This is a genomic window from Novosphingobium sp. 11B, from assembly GCF_054589055.1.
The window spans coordinates 69885-86081 of the sequence record NZ_BAAILP010000057.1 but is presented as its reverse complement, the minus strand read 5'-3'; the positions used below and the strand labels follow the sequence as shown (position 1 = coordinate 86081).

The following is a 16197-nucleotide window of genomic DNA, read 5'->3' as shown; positions in this document are numbered from 1 at the left end:
GCAGCGAAGCAATCCAGAGCAGTCTTGAGCCGCCCTGGATTGCTTCGCTGCGCTCGCAATGACGAACGGTGAGCAGGCAGGGCATTCGCAACCCGGCAAACAAGGAAGACGGCGCCTTCCCCGCCGGGAAAGCGCCGCCTCTTCACGCCGTGAAAGGAAAGGCTCCCGCCTCCCCCTTCCCTGCCATCGTCAGAACTTGGTGCCGACGCGGATGCCGTAGGTGCGCGGTGCCGCGTAGGACACCTGGATGCGCTGGCGGCGACCGATCACGCCGCTCAGCAGCACCGCCTGGTTGCTCAGGTTGTCGCCATAGGCTTCGACGTAGGTGCGATCGTCCGGGCTGCTCCAGCGCAGCGAGGCGTCGAACTTGTCGTAGCTGCCCTGACGGTCCAGCACGGTGTTGCGGTCGGTGGTGTAGTAGCTGCTCGAATGCAGCCACGACCCCATCGGCGACAGCATGCCCGCCGTGCCCAGATCGATGTCGTAGGATACCGCCAGAGTCGTCTTCAGCTTGGGCGACTGCGGAATGCGGTTGCCCTTCAGGTTGAGCGACACCGGATCGGTGCCATCGGAAAGTCCGTAGAAGTTGTTGCCGCTGATGTAGCTGGTGTACTCGGCATTCATCATCGCCGCCGTGGCATCGATGTGCAGCGCCTGCACCGGGTTCAGCCGCAGCGCCATCTCGGCACCATAGCTGCGCGCCTTGCCCGCCGAGCCGAAGTACGAGACCAGCGGCGTGTAGATGTTGATCTGCAGGTTGCTGAACTTGTTGTAGAACACCGAGGCCTCGAACTGGCCCAGTCCGCCCAGGATGCGGCTCTTGAAGCCCGCTTCGTAGGCGTCCACCTTCTGCGGCGCGTAGGATTGCGGGATCAGCGGATTGCCGCCGCTGTCGTTGACGCCGCCCGATGCGAAGCCGGTCGACGCCGTCGCGTAGATCATCGTGTTGCGATCGACGGTGTACTGCAGGCCGGCGCGCCAGGTCCAGCTGTTGAAGCTGGGCGAGCCGCTGGTGACGACATAAGGCGTCGTGAAATCGTAGGTGTTCGGCGGCGCGTCCGCGAAGTCGGAGAAGACGAAGCTCTTCTTCTCGTGCGAATAGCGGATGCCGCCGATGAGCTTCAGCTTGTCAGGCACGATCGCGTAGCTGGCCTGGCCATAGAAGGCGAGCGCCTCGACGCCGATGTCGGAGTCCGCACGGAAGCCGTTGGTCGTGGCGCCGGGCGCGGTGACCTTCTGCTGGTACGTCTCGAAGATGTCGTCCTTGAGGTAGTAGGCCCCGACGATCCATTCCAGCGGCGTGCGGCTGTTCGAGGCAAGCTGCACTTCCTGCGAGAACGCCTTCGAGCGGGTCTTCGGCTCCTGGATGCCCGAGCCGTAGCCATAGGCTTCGAAGACCTTGCTGGACTGGTCATTGTCGGCGCTGCGGTGAGCGGTGAAGTGCGTGTAGCCGGTGATCGAGCTGACCGTGGCAAAGCCGAGGTCATAGGCGATCTTGCCCGAAAAGTAATCTTCGGCGACATGCTCGAACGGCTGGTAATCCCAGTCGTTGGTCCAGGCGCCGCCGGTCACAGGGGTGCCCACGTCACGGCCCGCCAGGTTCGGGCTGCCGTTGGGGACGGAGGGGTTCACCGCCACGCCCGATCCATTGATCGACTGGTAACCGGTGGACGTGTTGATGAGCGTACCGGCGGTCTTGTAGCCGTAGGAGCCCGCGCCTGCATCGTCGCGGCGCCAGGTCCCGGCATGGATGGTCACCTCGAGGCGGTCGTTGGGCTTCCACTTGAGCGAGACCCGCTGCGCGTTCTCGTTCAGGTCGTTGAGCACGATGCCCGGGGTCGTCGACTTGACGTAGCCGTCATGGCGCTGGAACACCCCGGCCACGCGCACCTGAAGGGTGTCGCTGACGGGAATGTTGACGAAGCCGTCGATGCGGGCGGAATCGAAGTTGCCCCTGTCGAGGTTGACCCCGGCCGCGAATTCGTCAGTCGGATCGGACGTCACGACGCTGATGTTGCCGCCAAAGGTGTTGCGTCCGTAAAGCGTACCTTGCGGGCCGCGCAGGACCTCGACACGGGCGATGTCGAACAGCGGAATGCTCTGCTGCTGGGTGCGGCTCTGGTAGACGCCGTCGAGGTAGAACCCGATGACCGGGTCGGTCTGCGCGCTGACGAGGCTGGTGCGCACGCCGCGGATCGCCGGAAACGAGTCCGACCCCTGCGACCCCCAGGTGAAGCCCGGTGTCGCCAGTTCCACCTTGGACACGTTCTGGGCGCCGAGCCGCTGCAGGGCATCCCCCGAAAGCGCGGTGACGGCAACCGGAACGTCGAGCAGACGCTCGCTGCGCCGCTGCGCGGTAACGACGATATCGCCTGCCGAATTCGCGGATTCATCCGCTGCAGGCACGGTAGTGGTGGTTTTGGCGTCCTGCGCCATGACGGGCGCCGCCGCGAAAACCAGCGCCGCCAACGAAACTCCCTGGATCAAACGAGTGTGCATATTCATCCCTCAAATGCCCTCGAACTCCAGGAAAGGTATCTGCGACCCGCCCCTCTGTCCATGAATTTTTGCATTCGAAGTCATTTCGTGATCGAGCGAGTATATACTTGAGAACCATTTACCTTAAGTAAGACAAGATGCGATATTTGACGACGTTTTATAAAAAACTTGAGGCATTATCGGCAGATCAATCGAAATATCAAAATATATCACTTCCGTAATGAATGATAATTCAATAGCCTTCTACGGCAATTCGCGCACTGCTTCCCGCCTCCATCTGACCACTGAACAATCGCTGTTCAGGCGGAGCGGAGGCATCTTCGATACGCTTTATTAGAAGCTCGATGGCCGCCTCGGTCATCCGGCGCACGGGCTGACGGACCGTAGTGAGGTCGTATGCACCGAGTCTCGATGCACCCGAACCATCGAAGCCTACGATGGACAAGTCCTGCGGCACCGACAGACCCAGATCGATTCGCGCCGCGTCCATCGCGCCGATAGCCATCATGTCGTTGACGGCGATGATCGCCTCGCACCCTCTGGCGTGAAGTTCTGCCATCGCCGCATGGCCGCTCTCGTACGTGAAGTCGCCGCGGACTTCGGGCACCTCGGTGATCCCGGCCATGGACAGCGCCATCAGCGCGGCGCTGCGGCGCTCCTCGCCGACGTAGTTGTCCAGCGGGCCGGAGATCAGGCCGAAGCGCCGATGCCCCGCCGAGAGCAGGCGCCCGACCAGATCGCGCTCCCCCTCCCCCGAATCGCACCGCACCGAGGCGGCACCGCTGGCAACGCGATTATAGAGGACGACCGGCACGCGATGCTCGGCAAACTGCGCGACTTGCGCCGTGGACAGGCGCGCCGCCGAGATCACGCCATCGACCGAATGCCGCCAGATCTGGTCCAGCACGCCATCGACCTCGCTCTCCTGCGACAATGCGAAGAGCAGCACGCGAAAGTCCTTCTCGCTCAGCCGCGCGCCCAGTTCGGCCAGGACTTCGGGATAATAGAGGTTCGTGCGCGCAGCGATGATGACCGCCACGATGTTGGTCCGCTTCGAGATCAGAGCCTGTGCCAGCGCATTGGGCTTGTAGCCGATTTCCGCCGCGACCTTGAGAATCAGTTCGCGCTTGGCAGGCGCGATCGACGCGTTCGGGGCGAAGCAGCGCGATACGGCTGACTGCGAAACCCCCGCGATGCGCGCCACGTCGTAGGACGTGGGACGGCGACCGTCTTCCATTCCGGTGGACTTGAGCTTCTTGGTCGATCGAGGCTTTGGCATGGAACGTCCGTTACTTGGCGCGAAACCACGGTCTAGCGACGTAAAGGCGGCACCGCAAATGCAACGCAACAGCGCCACTCGTTTTGCTACGTGACATTTGAATTCGAATGCAATAAAACTGCATCCCGTCGCCCAGACCGACCCATCCAGACCAGTCCAACGGGAGCCCTTCCATGACCGATGCGCCGCACGGATTTTCCGAGACCACAACTTACATCAAGGCGCCCGCGCGCGACCAGATCACCGACAGTGGTGACGTCGCCGGCCTGGTCGCCCGCGTCCTCGCCGACGTCCGCGCCGAAGGCGATGCCGCCGTGCGCCGCTACTCCGCGCAATTCGACAAGGCCGAACTTGACCGCTTCGAGGTCAGCCCTGCCGAGCGTCAGGCCGCACTCGACGAACTCGACCCGCAGACCCGCGCCGACACCGAATTCGCGATCGACAACGTGCGCCGCTTCGCCGAGGCGCAGCTGGGCACGATCCTGCCGCTGGAGATCGAGCCGATCCCCGGCCTGCACCTCGGCCATCGGGTGATCCCGATCGACCGGGTCGGCGCCTATGTGCCCGGCGGCCGCTTCCCGCTGCTTTCCGCGCCGATCATGACCATCGTTCCGGGCAAGGTCGCGGGCTGCGCCGAAGTCGTCGCCTGCCTGCCGCCCAATGCCCACCGCGCGATGATCGCGGGTTGCCACCTTTCGGGCGCCGACCGCATCTTCCGCATCGGCGGCGCGCAGGCGATCGCGGCGATGGCCTACGGCACCGAGAGCGTGCCGCAGGTCAACAAGATCATGGGCCCCGGCAACGCCTTCGTGAACGAGGCCAAGCGGCAGGTCTTCGGCCCCGTCGGCATCGACCAGCTGGCAGGGCCTTCCGAGATCTTCGTCGTCGCCGATGCCTCGGGCGATCCCGAACTGATCGCCTGCGACCTGCTGGGCCAGGCCGAGCACGACGTGCGCACCCGCGTCGGCCTCATCACCACCGACCGCGCGCTGGCCGAGGCGACCGTGCGCGAGGTGGAGCGCCAGCTCCAGACCCTCGCCACCGCCAAGGTCGCGGCGGAATCCTGGGAGAACTACGGCGAAGTCGTGCTCTGCGCCGACGAGGCGGCGATGATCGCCTATTCCGATTTCGTGGCGGCCGAGCACCTTCAGGTCCACACTGCCGACCCGCACGGCTTCGCCAAGAAGCTGCGCAACTACGGCTCGCTGTTCATCGGCGAGAACGCCAGCGTGGTCTATTCTGACAAGAACGTGGGCACCAACCACACCCTGCCGACGATGGGCGCGGGGCGCTACACCGGCGGCCTGTGGGTCGGCTCCTACGTCAAGATCGCCACGCACCAGTGGCTGGAGGACAAGGCCGTCGCCGCCGTCGCCCCGCCGGCGATCCGCCAGAGCGGCAGCGAGGGCCTCGAAGGCCACCAGAAGGCCGCCGCAATCCGCTTCGATCGGCTGAAGCAGCCCGCCTGACACCCACCGTCGCGATGTGAGGGCGGCTCCGGGTGACCGGGGCCGCCCTTCGCGTGTCCGGCCGCGCAAGGTGACAGGGTTTACACGGTTTACACAGTCCTGGAGGAAAAGGCGTCACCTTGCGGCGGAAGCTGTCACCTTGTGCGCCAGATGTGTCACCTTGTGTGGAAAAGGTGTCACCTTGAACGCTGGAAGTGTCACCTTGCGGCCTCGAAGGTGTCACCTTGCAAGGTCTAGTCGGAAGGCGGCATGCTAGCTCGGGCGAAGTGGAAAACGGCATTCATGACGAATACCGTACCCACCCGGCTGTAGGAAAATGCCCGGTTCGCGCGCCGCGAACCCGTTACGAAACGTCCGGCCCCGCAGCCAGCGCTGCTTCGATTTCCTGTCCGGCAGCGGCCGCTTCGGCCGCGAGCTTGCGCAAGGCCTTCGCGGTATCCGCCAGAAGCCCGGCGCCGAGGGGACGCTCGGCGTTGATGAAACGGCGGATCGCCCGCTCGTCTATGCCCATGCGGCGCGAGAACGCCGTGGTGCCGCCAAAAAGCTGGACGCAATAGGCGAAGTGTTCGCGTTGCTCGTCGATCGAAGGTGCTGCCATTGTATCCGCCTGCTGGTTTGCCGATGCCGCCATACCCGATCTTGCGAACGAGGCAACACGGGTGCGAAGCCTGCAGACTTCGAGCGATCTGCGGGAAATCGCGGCCTAGTTGCCTTCCGCATCGACGGTGAACACCATGGGTTTGCCGCGGGAATCGGGGTCCCATCCCGCCAGCAATGCGGCCCGTACACCCCGCACCACGATCGCATCGCCGATCTGAAGGCGCCCTCGTTGCATGCCCTTGAGCAGCCGTTTGGGCGCCGGGAATTCCAGCAGGGCGCCGCGCTTGGTGTGCCTGCGCAGCAGGGCAACGGTCATCCCCCGCCAGCCATCGGCATCGCCCCACTGCGGCTCGCTGCGGAGTTCCCATTCATACTGAAGTCCATCGACCTCGACGCAGCCGGCTAGCTTGTTGCTCATCGCGGCATGCCTAGCAGGTCTCTGTCCGCAAACCACCCTCCAGTTCCGGAAAGGGCGATCGTCGCTGGCCGAAGCCGCCCTGTGCAGGGCAACAAGGAGCCTGCCCGGCGCGGATGGGGACGCCGGGCAGGCCAGAAGACATCGCCCGACCCATGCAGATGTACCGGGCGACGCGGGTGTTCCCTGAAAATCAGGCTGCGGCGCCAGACTCGAACAGCGGCCGCGCGACGTCCTCGCCGCCGCGCACCACGTAGGCCACGCAAGGGACCGAGGCGGTGTTGCGCAGGGCGTGGGGCAGGCCTACCGGCACGGTCAGGGTGTCGCCCGCGCCCATCAGGATCTCGCCGTGGTCCCAGCTCACTTCCAGCGTGCCGGAGTGGACGAAGATCACTTCCACTTCGCGGCGGCTGTGGCGCGGCACGTAGGCGCCGGTCTGGAGCGTCAGCAGGCGCAAGTTGAAGCCGTGCGGCCACCAACCGCTGATCGGGCCGGGGGCGAAGCCGTCTGCGGTCGCCTGCGGGACGATCAGCCCGGCTTCCTCGACGCCGGGTGCGGCCAGCGGCGAGGCCGGGTTGGCGGCGACGTCCGCGAAGCGCACCATGCATTCGGCCAGCTTTTCGAGCGGGGGCGTGCGAAGTTGTGCAAGGTCGTCCTCGCTCAGCGGGGCTTCCAGTTCGGCCTCACGCAAGGTGTAGTCGCCGTCGCTGGTGTCGATCAGGGTGCCGCCCTTGGTCAGCTTGAGGCCGAAGTCGGCGGCGGATTCGAACACAGCGGGCGCCCAGGTGACTTTGCCGGGATCGTCCTGGCCGAGCACCACCCACAGGAAGCCGACGCCCTCGTCCAGCTTTTCGAAGCCGCGGAACATGCGGGTAGGGACCGAGCAGACGTCGCCCGGCGCGATGTCGAGCGTGCCGTCCTCGCGGTTGGGGCCGAAGATCAGGCGCCAGTGGCCGGAGTGGACGACGAAGACTTCCGCCGTCTCGTGGCTGTGCTGCGAGTTGACGCAGCCTTCTGGCTGGCGGGCAGCGCCGACGTTGAAGCCGTGCGGCTCGGTGATGTGGACGAACTGGTCGGCGCTTTCGGACACGCCCGCGCCGATGATCGTGAAGTTCTCCTTCTCGGTCGAACCCGGCGTGCGGGTATCGATGAAGGCGGTGCGGCAAGGCACGAGGTCTGCGTAGCGCACGAGGCGCTGGGCCATCGCTTCGCGAGTCCACTCGGTCACGTCATACTCCTCAATAGGGTCTTCGATGCGGAGCGCTTTCCTCTACCTTTTCGGATTTCATGAATCACGCTTGCATTCGAATTCAATCGTGGTACGTCATGGACACCGCCAGCGCAAGCCATGACGCGCCTGCGGCACGAAAATTGATCGAGAGGACCAGATAGACGGTCCCACGGGGAGCTGAGCTTGACCATGTCCGCCACTGGACGAAACGATGCCGACGGCCTGCCGCTCGTCCTGCTTGCGGGAACGCTGTGCGACGCGCGGGTGTTCGCGCCGATGCTGCGGCATGCGGCGCTGGCCGGGCGACCGGTGGTCCATTACGACATGACCGGCGTGGCATCGGCGCGGGGGCTGGCCGAACGGGCGCTTTCGCAGGTTTCCGGGCGCTTCATTCCGGTCGGCTTCTCGCTGGGGGCGATCGTGGCGCTGGAGATGGCGGCCCTCGCGCCCGAGCGGATCACCGCCATGGCGCTGATCGCCGCCAACGGGCGCGACGTACCGGAGGCAGATCACGCCGACCGCCGCGCCGCCGCCACGACCGATCCGGGAGTGCTGGTCGGCGAAGTGCTGTGGGAGCGCTCGGTCGCGGCCGGGGCGCGCCATGACAGCGCGCTGAAGGCGACGATCGTGGCGATGGCGCAAAGCCAGCCGCCCTGCACGCTGGCGCTGCAGACCGAAGTTGCCCTCACCCGTTCCGACAAGCGGCCGCTGCTGCCCATCATGCGCATGCCCGCACTGGTGCTGGGCGGGGCCGAGGATCGCATCGCTCCGCCCGAACTGCAGCGCGAACTGGCGGCGGGCCTGCCCGATGCCGAACTCGTGATCGCGCCGGATGCAGGGCATTTCCTGCCGCTCGAATGTCCCGATTTGTGCGCCCGCACGCTGGCCGACTGGCTGGCGCACGTGCGGACGCTCGCATAGCATCATCAAGATCATCCCACGGAGGTCACGTGACTGATACCCAAGCCCCCAAGAAGCCCGCAACACCGCGCACCGACATTGCTCCCAGCGACGGCGAGACGGGCCGCGTCCTGCAGGTCGAGCGGCGCGACTTTACCCAGCTTGTGCCCGAGGGGCGCAAGCGCGTGCAGTCGATGCGCGGTTTCGACGAATGCTACACCGACATCGTCGACTACATCATCCGCTGCACCCACCGCATCTGGGACGAGCGCGACGTCGGCCTGATCTATTCGCACTACACGCATAACTGCGTCGCCTACACCACGATGGGCACGATGTACGACCGCGAGACGCACATCCGCGACACCATCCAGCGCCTCGTCGAATTCCCAGACCGGCGCGGCATGGCGCAGCAGGTGATCTGGAACGGGGACGATGTGAACGGCTTCTACACCAGCCACATGACGCATGGGCTGGGCCGTCACACCGAGCCGGGTTCCTGGGGCAAGCCGACGGGCCGCACCTACTGTACCCGCACCGTCGCCGACTGCATGATCCTGGAGAACAAGATCTACAAGGAGTGGATCGTGCGCGACAACATGGGTCCGCTGATCCAGGTCGGCCTCGATCCGCACGTCTTTGCGCAAGGGATCGCGCAGAAGAAGTTCGATCTCGGCGAAACCGTGCTCGACCTCACCGAGAACCGCCGCCTGCTCGGCCAGTACCCGCCCGAGAGCGAGGCCGACCTGTCGATCGCGCACAATGCGGGCGAGGAGCAGCTGCTCGAATGGCTGCACCACATCTACAACAAGCGCATGTTCGGCAAGATCCACGAGATCTACGCGCCCAACTGCCAGTGGCACGGGCCGCTGATGCGCGAACTCTACGGCGTGGCATCGGTGCTGCACCAGACGATGCGCCTCGTCGCGCTGCTGCCCGACTGCTCGTTCGTGCCGCAGCACATCGCCTCGGTCGACAGCGAGGAAGGCGGCACCAAGTACGCGGTACGCTGGGTGATGGACGGCCACCACCTCGGCTACGGCTCTCTCGGCGCGCCGACGGGGCATCACCTGTTCGTGATGGGCGTGACCCACTTCCACGTGAAGGACGGCAAGATCGTCGACGAATGGGTGGTCTACGACGAGTTGTCGATGCTGGTGCAGCTCAAGCTGGCGGCGATCCAGGCGGCTGCCTGAAATCAGCGCCACGGGGCCGCGTGCAAGGCGCGGCCCCGCCCCTACTTCCGCCACACTCCAACCATGACCGGAGCCGTGCATGCCCATCATCGCCCCTCTCGCGCCTGACGTCGCCCCTGACGTCGCCATCGAAGCCGAGCCGGTCGATCGGGCCGCGCGTCTCCCCATGCCCGGCATGGGGCGGCAGGTGGCGATCTTCGCGCTGCTGCTCGCCTGCGAATTCCTCTACGGCTGGGCTTGGAACACGGTGGACGTGCTGCGCCCGTTCATTCGCGCATCGCTGAACCTCTCGCTGCTGGAGGCAGGATCAGCCTATTCGGCGCAAGGCGCAGGTGCGCTGATCGGCGCGGTGCTGATCGGGCAAATCGCCGACCGCTTCGGCCGTCGCCGGATCTTCGCGCTGGTCGTGCTCGGCTACGGCACGATGCTGATCGCGGGCACGGCGGTCGGCAGCTATCCGATGCTGCTGGTCCAGCGTTTCCTGCTGGGTGCTTTCGCAGGCGCGAGCTTTCCGGTGGGCGTGGGCATCTATGTGAACCTCTTCCGCCCCTCGCTGCGTGGACGTCTGGCAGGGACGATGAACGCCTTCTTCAGCTTCTCGATCGTCGCGCTCGGCCTGGCGATGGGCGCGGTGGCGCCGGGAGACTGGAAGCTGCTGCTGTGGATCGGGGGCCTGCCGACGTTCGCGCTGGCGCTCATGGTGCTGTGGCTGATCCCTGCACGGTCGCCGATCGACATGGCCAGCGAACGCGCGGCAAAGCTGCCCATCGGCGAACTCTTCGCGCCCGACGTGCGCCGCCAGACGCTCATGCTGGCAGCGATGACCGGCCTCAACTTCTTCGGCTACGCGGCCTACAGCGGCTGGCTGACCACGTACCTTTCCGGCGAACGCGGGTTCGACGCGGCGACGGCCGGAAAGCTGGTGGCCTGGCAGTTCGCGGGCAACATCGCCGGAGGCTTCTTCTGGGGATGGACGGCCGACCGCTTCGGCCGCCGCTTCAACGCGATCGGCTTCCTGATCGCCGCCGCCGCCATCATCGCCTACCTGCTGGCGCCGACCGACGTGCTGATGCTGCAGCTGATCGGGCTGGTCTACGGCGCAGCATTGTGCTCGAGCGTGACCTGGGGACCGTGGCTGGCCGAACTGTACCCGCCGCACCTGCAGTCCACCGCCGCCTCGATCTTCAACTGGGGCCGGATCATCAGCTTCTTCGCGCCGCTGATCACCGCGACGCTGGCGCAGAAGCTCGGCATGACCATCGCCATGGGCTCGGCGAGCCTGGCGTTTTCGCTGGCGGCGGTGCTATGGCTGGCACAGCGCGAGACGCTGGAGCGGCGCTGAGGCGCCTCCAGCGACAGGAGCCGTCAGGCCGGGACCGCCAGCATCCCGCCTTTCACCTGCTCCGCCGCATGCGCCGCCGCGCGGGCCGTCAGCGCCATGTAGGTCAGCGACGGGTTCTGGCACGCACTGGAGGCCATCGCCGAACCATCGGTGACGTAGAGATTAGCGATGTCGTGCGCCCGGTTGTGCGCGTCGAGCACCGAAGTGCGCGGATCGCGGCCCATGCGCGCGCCGCCCATCTCGTGAACCGCACCGCCGCCGGAACCGACCTCCGCCGATTCCGAGAGGATGTCGGCGTCCATCAGCCCGATCATCGCCTTGGCCTCTTCCAGAGCATGGCTCACCAGCCTACGCTCATTGTCGCCATAGGCGAAATCGATGCGGGTCTGCGGCATCCCGAGGCTGTCCACCTTGCCATGGTCGATCGTGACGCGGTTGTGCGCCTGCGGCAGGCATTCGGCAAAGGCGCCCAGCAGCATCGTCCAGTCACCCGGACGGCTGGTCGCCGCCTTGAGGCCGCCGCCGATACCGGGCGTGCCGATACCGTCCGCCCAGCCCCGCCGCGTCGCGCTGCCCTGATAGGAATAGCCGCGCAGCATCTCGCGGTCCTGCCCGTCGAGATTGACGAAACGCGGGATGACGATCGCCACCGGCCGGTTGCCGTAATAAGCATGCCCCTCGAAGCCGCGAATGCGCGCGACGACCGACATCGCCAGCGCATGGTCCATGAAATAACGTCCCAACGTGCCACTCGAATTGGCGAGGCCGTGCGGATTGGCGTCGTCGGCGGAGCGCAGCAGGACGCTGATCGAATTGACGCTGCCCGCGCACAGGAACACCACGTTGGCACGGTAAATCGTGCGGGCGCGGGTCTTCGCATCAATCACGCGCACGCCGCTGATACGCTTGTTCACGGGATCGTATTCGAGGCTGTCAACCACCGCGTCAGTCACCAGCGTCAGCCGCCCGGTGGCGCGCGCGGCGGGGAGCGTCGAACTCTGCGTGCTGAAATAGGCCCCGTAGGAGCACCCGCGCGAACAGATGTTGCGGTACTGGCAATGCGAACGGTCGCCCTTTGCCTCGGTCAGGTTGGAACTGCGGCCCATGATCAGTCGCCGCTCGGGCCAGCGTTCGGCGATCCGCTCCTTGAGCGCCGCCTCCACGACATTAAGGTCCATCGGCGGCTGGAACACACCGTCAGGCAACTGATCCAGTCCCTCGCGCGATCCGGAAACGCCGATGAAGCCTTCGACGTGGTCGTACCACGGCGCGATGTCGGCATAGCGGATCGGCCAGTCGGTGCCGTGCCCGTCCCGCGCGTTGGCGCCCCAGTCGAGGTCGCCCCAGCGGTAGCACTGGCGCCCCCATACCAGCGAGCGGCCGCCCAACTGATAGGCGCGGCGCCACTGGAAAGGGTCCGTTGCGGTGGTCTGGTACGGGTTCTCACGGTCGTTGACGAAATGGTCGCGCGACCATTCGGTGAAACCCATGCCCTTGCTCTGCACTGCGTAGTCGCTGGCGTTGAGTTGCGGGTCGCCGAAGCCGCGGAACGGCAGCTCCCATGGCGGCGTGGTCTCGTTGGTGTAGCCCGACTGGTGCTCGATCATGCGGCCGCGTTCGAGCATGAGGACGTTGAGGCCGCGCTCGGTCAGTTCCTTGGCCGCCCAGCCCCCGGTGATCCCGGAGCCTATGACGATGGCATCGAATGCTCCGCTCATTATCCGGCGATCTTCTTCTTGATGGAGTTGGCGGAATAGTCGTTCGACAGCGGCCTGAAGGCAGGCGTCACCGGCACGTCGCGGTCGTAGCGACCGGGAGCGATCTCGTAATCGAGCTGGCCGCTCGCCCCGGCCTCGGAGGTGTAGTAGGCCATCAGGATCAGTGCCTTGGCCGTGAACCAGGGGCTCGGAAATGCGATCGGCGCGGCGAAGACCTTGCGATCGTACTCGCCCAGGATCGCGGCCTGCCGTGCCTGTGACTGGTCCATGAAGCCGCCTGTGGCAAAAAGCCCCGGCACTTCGCCGTCCAGCGCCTGGGCCAGGCGGGCAAGGGTATCGCGCGGCGTGCCCATGAGCCCGGCATCGACCGCGCGCAAAACGAATTCAACATTGCCCTGGTTTCCGGCTCCGGATGTCTCCCCTTGGGGAATCACCAGTCCCAGCAGAACGCCCACCATCGCGCCCTGCTCGACGCCCTCCGCAACCTCTCCGGAGCATGCCGCCGCACCTCCCAGCAGCGCCGCGCAGCCCAGCGCTTCCATCGCCAGAAGTCCTGCACGCAGCGCAGAACGGCGATTTTGAGGCCGCCCCGCAAGATGCGACAAGACATCGTTCGATAGCTGCATTATACCTCCTGCACCCTCACGCCACCCCCGGCAGGGTCGCTTACGGGGCGCCACTCGATCTCGATAATTCAGTCATAAACTAAATTCTCATTCACGCCAATTCAGAATTCACTTTCCGCTTGAGCTGGCATGAACGCAGTGCCATCGACGGAATATCCGGTGCCCGGCGCCAGGCACGGGAGAGACGATTGGCGTCGCAACAAGAAAGGGGAACCGGACAATGGACATCGGCACAAGAGTGCGCCTCTCGCTGATGATGTTTCTTCAGTATTTCGTCTGGGGTGCGTGGTGGGTGCCGTTCGGCAGCTACCTCATGCATGCCGGACTGGGTTCATGGATCGGCACGATGTTTTCCGCGCAAGGCTGGGCCGCGATCCTGTCGCCGCTGTTCGTCGGGGCGATCGCGGATCGCTACTTCTCGGCGCAGAAAGTCGTCGGCGTGCTGCATCTCGCGGGCGGCGGCGCGCTGCTCGCGCTGTCGCTTGCGGGGAGCGACCCGGGCCTCGTCTTCGCGCTGACGCTCGGCGTGCTGCTGGCCTACATGCCCACCCTAGCCCTGTCGAACGCGATCGCCTTCGCCGCGATGACTGACACCGCGAAGGAGTTTCCCGCGATCCGCGTGCTGGGCACCATCGGCTGGATCGTGGCGGGCCTGCTCGTCGGCTGGCTGGGTGCGGAGGAGACCGCGCTACCCCTGCGCATGGCGGCCGGGGTTTCGGTGCTCTACGGCCTCTATGCCTTCACGCTGCCCGCCACTCCTCCGGCCGCCAGCTCGAAGCGCGTGGGCCTTGCCGGACTGCTGGGTCTGGACGCGATCAAGGGCGGCGACCGCTCGTTCTGGGCGCTGATCGGCTGCTCGCTGCTGCTGATGATCCCGCTGAGCTTCTACTACGCCTATGCCAACCCGTTCCTGGTCGGCGTGGGCGTCGGCGCGGCGGCGGGGGTGCAGACGATCGGGCAGGTTTCCGAAGTCGGCTTCCTGCTGCTGCTGCCGCTGTTCCTGCGCTGGTTCGGGATGAAGACGGTGCTGCTCGTCGGCATGCTGGCATGGACCGCACGCTATGCGCTGTTCGCCTTCGGCTTCGACGCGGGCGGCCCGCATATGCCGATGCTGCTGGTCGCGCTGGCGCTGCACGGCGTGTGCTTCGACTTCTTCCTCGTCGCCGGACAGATCTGGGTGGACCAGCGCTTCCCGACCGAGACGCGGGGCCGCGCGCAGTCGTTCCTGGCGCTCGTCACCTGGGGTGTCGGCTCGATCATCGGCAGCCTGCTGGCGAACGCCGTCTACGTCGCGCACAGCGGCGGCACGAACGGGCACGAGGTCGACTGGACCGGCTTCTGGCTGATCCCCTCGGCACTGGCCGCCGTGGTCGCGGTGGTGTTCGCGCTGTCCTTCAGGGACAGCGCGAAGCGGGCCGGGAACTGAGCGTATCGGGGCGATCCCGCAAGGATCGCCCCGATACGGCCATCAACCTGCGAGGGCTTCGGTCAGCCCGCTCGACTTGTCGTCCGCCAGCGCCAGTTCGCGCAAAGTGCGGATGCCTGCCGCATCCCGGGGAGCGCGGGCGTGTTCGGCAACGATGCGCTGGAAGTTCCCGAGGCCGCGCTCGAAGGTATCCCCGTAGCCCTTGATCAGCCGCTGGCAGAGCACCAGTTCCAGCGCCAGTTCGCGGTCCTTGGCTGCCTCGGTGCGCACCAGTTCCAGCCAGTGCTCGATGCGCTCCTGCTCCTCGATGTAGCGCAGCGAGCGCGGGCGGATCAACCGCATCGCCGCAACGGTGCGCAGCGCCAGGAACCAGCGCAAGCCGGTCGTCTCGACATGGCGCCCTTCGGTGAAGAAGCGGCCGAGCAGCTTCGTCAGGCCCTTGCTGGCGAGGATGCGGCGGCCGATCCCGGCGGGCAGCGTCTCGCAGACTTCCTGCAGGCGCGGGTGCATGAATTCGGTGATCGAAAGGATCTGCTCGTCGCCCGCCTTCACTTCGCCGCGTACGCGGGTGATGCGGCTGGCGCGCGTCTTGAGGTCGGCGACGCGAATGGTGTCTTCATAGCCCATCCACAGCGCCAGATGGCGTGCGGTCTCGGCGGTCAGTTCGAACGGGGCGGCATCGAGCGCGGCGACGGATTCGAGGCGATCCAGGTAGAGCGCGGCATAGGCGCCGTCCTGCCAGTCCATCAGCTTGGCGACGCCGTGCAGGGCGTTGGCCTGCGCGGGCGCGGGCAGGTTCGCAGCGATGCGCGATGCGAAAGCGCGGCCCTGATCGGTGGTCGGCACGGGGAGGTCGTGCGTGATCTCGTCGGGCCTGGTGACGGGCTGCTGGGCGCGGTCGAAGCCTTCCTGGAAGCCCTTGAGGTTGCTCTTCACCGCGATGCCGCTGTGCTCGATCGCGGCGCGGTAGGTGTCGGCAGCGAAGGGCAACCCGCCGCTGCCCGCCAGCGCGCCGAACATGATCGCGCTGATGACGCTGCCCGAACGGTCGGTCGCGGCCTCCATGTCGAAGCCGATGAAGCGCTTCGAACGCTGGTACGCCGCCTCGATGATCTTTTCGCCGTTGCCGCGGCCGTCGCCCATCGCCTGCTTCTCGCCGATGGCGTAGATGCGGTGGGTGGAGCCGATCAGCGTCGTGCGCCCCGCGGTGGAGAACCCGCGCAGCAGTGCGCGACCGGTTTCCATGAGTTCGGAGGCGACAACCACGTCCACGTCGCCCGGCATCGGCATCTGCGCCATCACCGGCAGGCGGCCCGATCCGTCGGGCTTCGCCAGTTCGACGTAGTACACGGTCGAGCCGGTGCGCTGCGCCACGCCGGGGACCGAGGTGCCCTGCGCCAGCCAGCCCTCGGCGCGGGCGACTTCCTGAATCCAGTCGGCCAGCACGCCGCCGCCCTGTCCGCCGAGGGCGAGGATGGCGATGGTGATGCGGTTTT

13 protein-coding genes are annotated in these 16197 nt (G+C 66.1%); 5 read left to right on the top strand and 8 right to left on the bottom strand.

Going from position 1 to position 16197, the window contains the following annotated elements:
- Nucleotides 1–189 precede the first annotated feature (189 nt).
- The gene (locus tag ACYPYD_RS04930) at nt 190–2469 is read right to left on the bottom strand and encodes a TonB-dependent receptor (protein ID WP_459662297.1); all 2280 of its coding nucleotides are present in this window, start codon (nt 2467–2469) and stop codon (nt 190–192) included.
- 262 nt (nt 2470–2731) lie between these two features.
- The gene (locus tag ACYPYD_RS04925; RefSeq protein WP_459662296.1) at nt 2732–3778 is read right to left on the bottom strand and encodes a LacI family DNA-binding transcriptional regulator; all 1047 of its coding nucleotides are present in this window, start codon (nt 3776–3778) and stop codon (nt 2732–2734) included.
- 173 nt (nt 3779–3951) lie between these two features.
- Between ACYPYD_RS04925 and hisD the strand changes: the two genes are divergently transcribed.
- Nucleotides 3952–5247 carry a histidinol dehydrogenase gene (gene hisD, locus ACYPYD_RS04920; RefSeq protein WP_036525157.1) on the top strand — a complete coding sequence of 432 codons (1296 nt, stop codon included), beginning with the start codon at nt 3952–3954 and terminating at the stop codon, nt 5245–5247.
- 343 nt (nt 5248–5590) lie between these two features.
- Here hisD and ACYPYD_RS04915 read toward each other — a convergent pair whose 3' ends face one another.
- From ACYPYD_RS04915 to ACYPYD_RS04905, 3 genes are all read right to left on the bottom strand, one after another.
- Complete coding sequence (locus ACYPYD_RS04915; RefSeq protein ID WP_036525343.1) at nt 5591–5845, bottom strand: hypothetical protein; 255 nt, start codon at nt 5843–5845, stop codon at nt 5591–5593.
- A 105-nt stretch (nt 5846–5950) separates the two neighbouring features.
- Entirely contained in the window at nt 5951–6265 is a 315-nt protein-coding gene (locus tag ACYPYD_RS04910) for a hypothetical protein (protein WP_008831447.1), read from the bottom strand.
- Between the two features lie 190 nt (nt 6266–6455).
- Entirely contained in the window at nt 6456–7490 is a 1035-nt protein-coding gene (locus ACYPYD_RS04905) for a cupin domain-containing protein (protein WP_459662295.1), read from the bottom strand.
- Between the two features lie 192 nt (nt 7491–7682).
- Here ACYPYD_RS04905 and ACYPYD_RS04900 point away from each other — a divergent pair, with 192 nt between their 5' ends.
- The 3 genes from ACYPYD_RS04900 (at nt 7683) to ACYPYD_RS04890 (ending at nt 10931) form a co-directional block, all read left to right on the top strand.
- Nucleotides 7683–8414, top strand: coding sequence for an alpha/beta fold hydrolase (locus ACYPYD_RS04900; RefSeq protein WP_036525161.1), 732 nt, complete (start codon nt 7683–7685; stop codon nt 8412–8414).
- Nucleotides 8415–8443: 29 nt separating this feature from the next.
- The gene (locus tag ACYPYD_RS04895; RefSeq protein WP_069709364.1) at nt 8444–9589 is read left to right on the top strand and encodes a nuclear transport factor 2 family protein; all 1146 of its coding nucleotides are present in this window, start codon (nt 8444–8446) and stop codon (nt 9587–9589) included.
- A gap of 79 nt (nt 9590–9668) precedes the next feature.
- Nucleotides 9669–10931, top strand: coding sequence for an MFS transporter (locus tag ACYPYD_RS04890; protein WP_008828942.1), 1263 nt, complete (start codon nt 9669–9671; stop codon nt 10929–10931).
- Between the two features lie 23 nt (nt 10932–10954).
- On the opposite strand, the gene ACYPYD_RS04885 is transcribed toward ACYPYD_RS04890, so the two are convergent.
- Nucleotides 10955–12649, bottom strand: a complete 1695-nt coding sequence (locus tag ACYPYD_RS04885; RefSeq protein WP_459662294.1) for an FAD-dependent oxidoreductase — start codon at nt 12647–12649, stop codon at nt 10955–10957.
- On the bottom strand, nt 12649–13191 hold the full coding sequence (locus ACYPYD_RS04880; RefSeq protein ID WP_008828940.1) for a gluconate 2-dehydrogenase subunit 3 family protein: 543 nt from the start codon (nt 13189–13191) through the stop codon (nt 12649–12651). Before ACYPYD_RS04880 ends, ACYPYD_RS04885 begins: the two co-directional genes overlap by 1 nt.
- A 304-nt stretch (nt 13192–13495) precedes the next feature.
- Between ACYPYD_RS04880 and ACYPYD_RS04875 the strand changes: the two genes are divergently transcribed.
- Entirely contained in the window at nt 13496–14701 is a 1206-nt protein-coding gene (locus ACYPYD_RS04875; protein WP_036525164.1) for an MFS transporter, read from the top strand.
- A 42-nt stretch (nt 14702–14743) separates the two neighbouring features.
- On the opposite strand, the gene ACYPYD_RS04870 is transcribed toward ACYPYD_RS04875, so the two are convergent.
- Nucleotides 14744–16197, bottom strand: a 1454-nt coding sequence (locus ACYPYD_RS04870) for an indolepyruvate oxidoreductase subunit beta family protein (RefSeq protein WP_459662293.1), incomplete at its 5' end; no start/stop codon positions are given.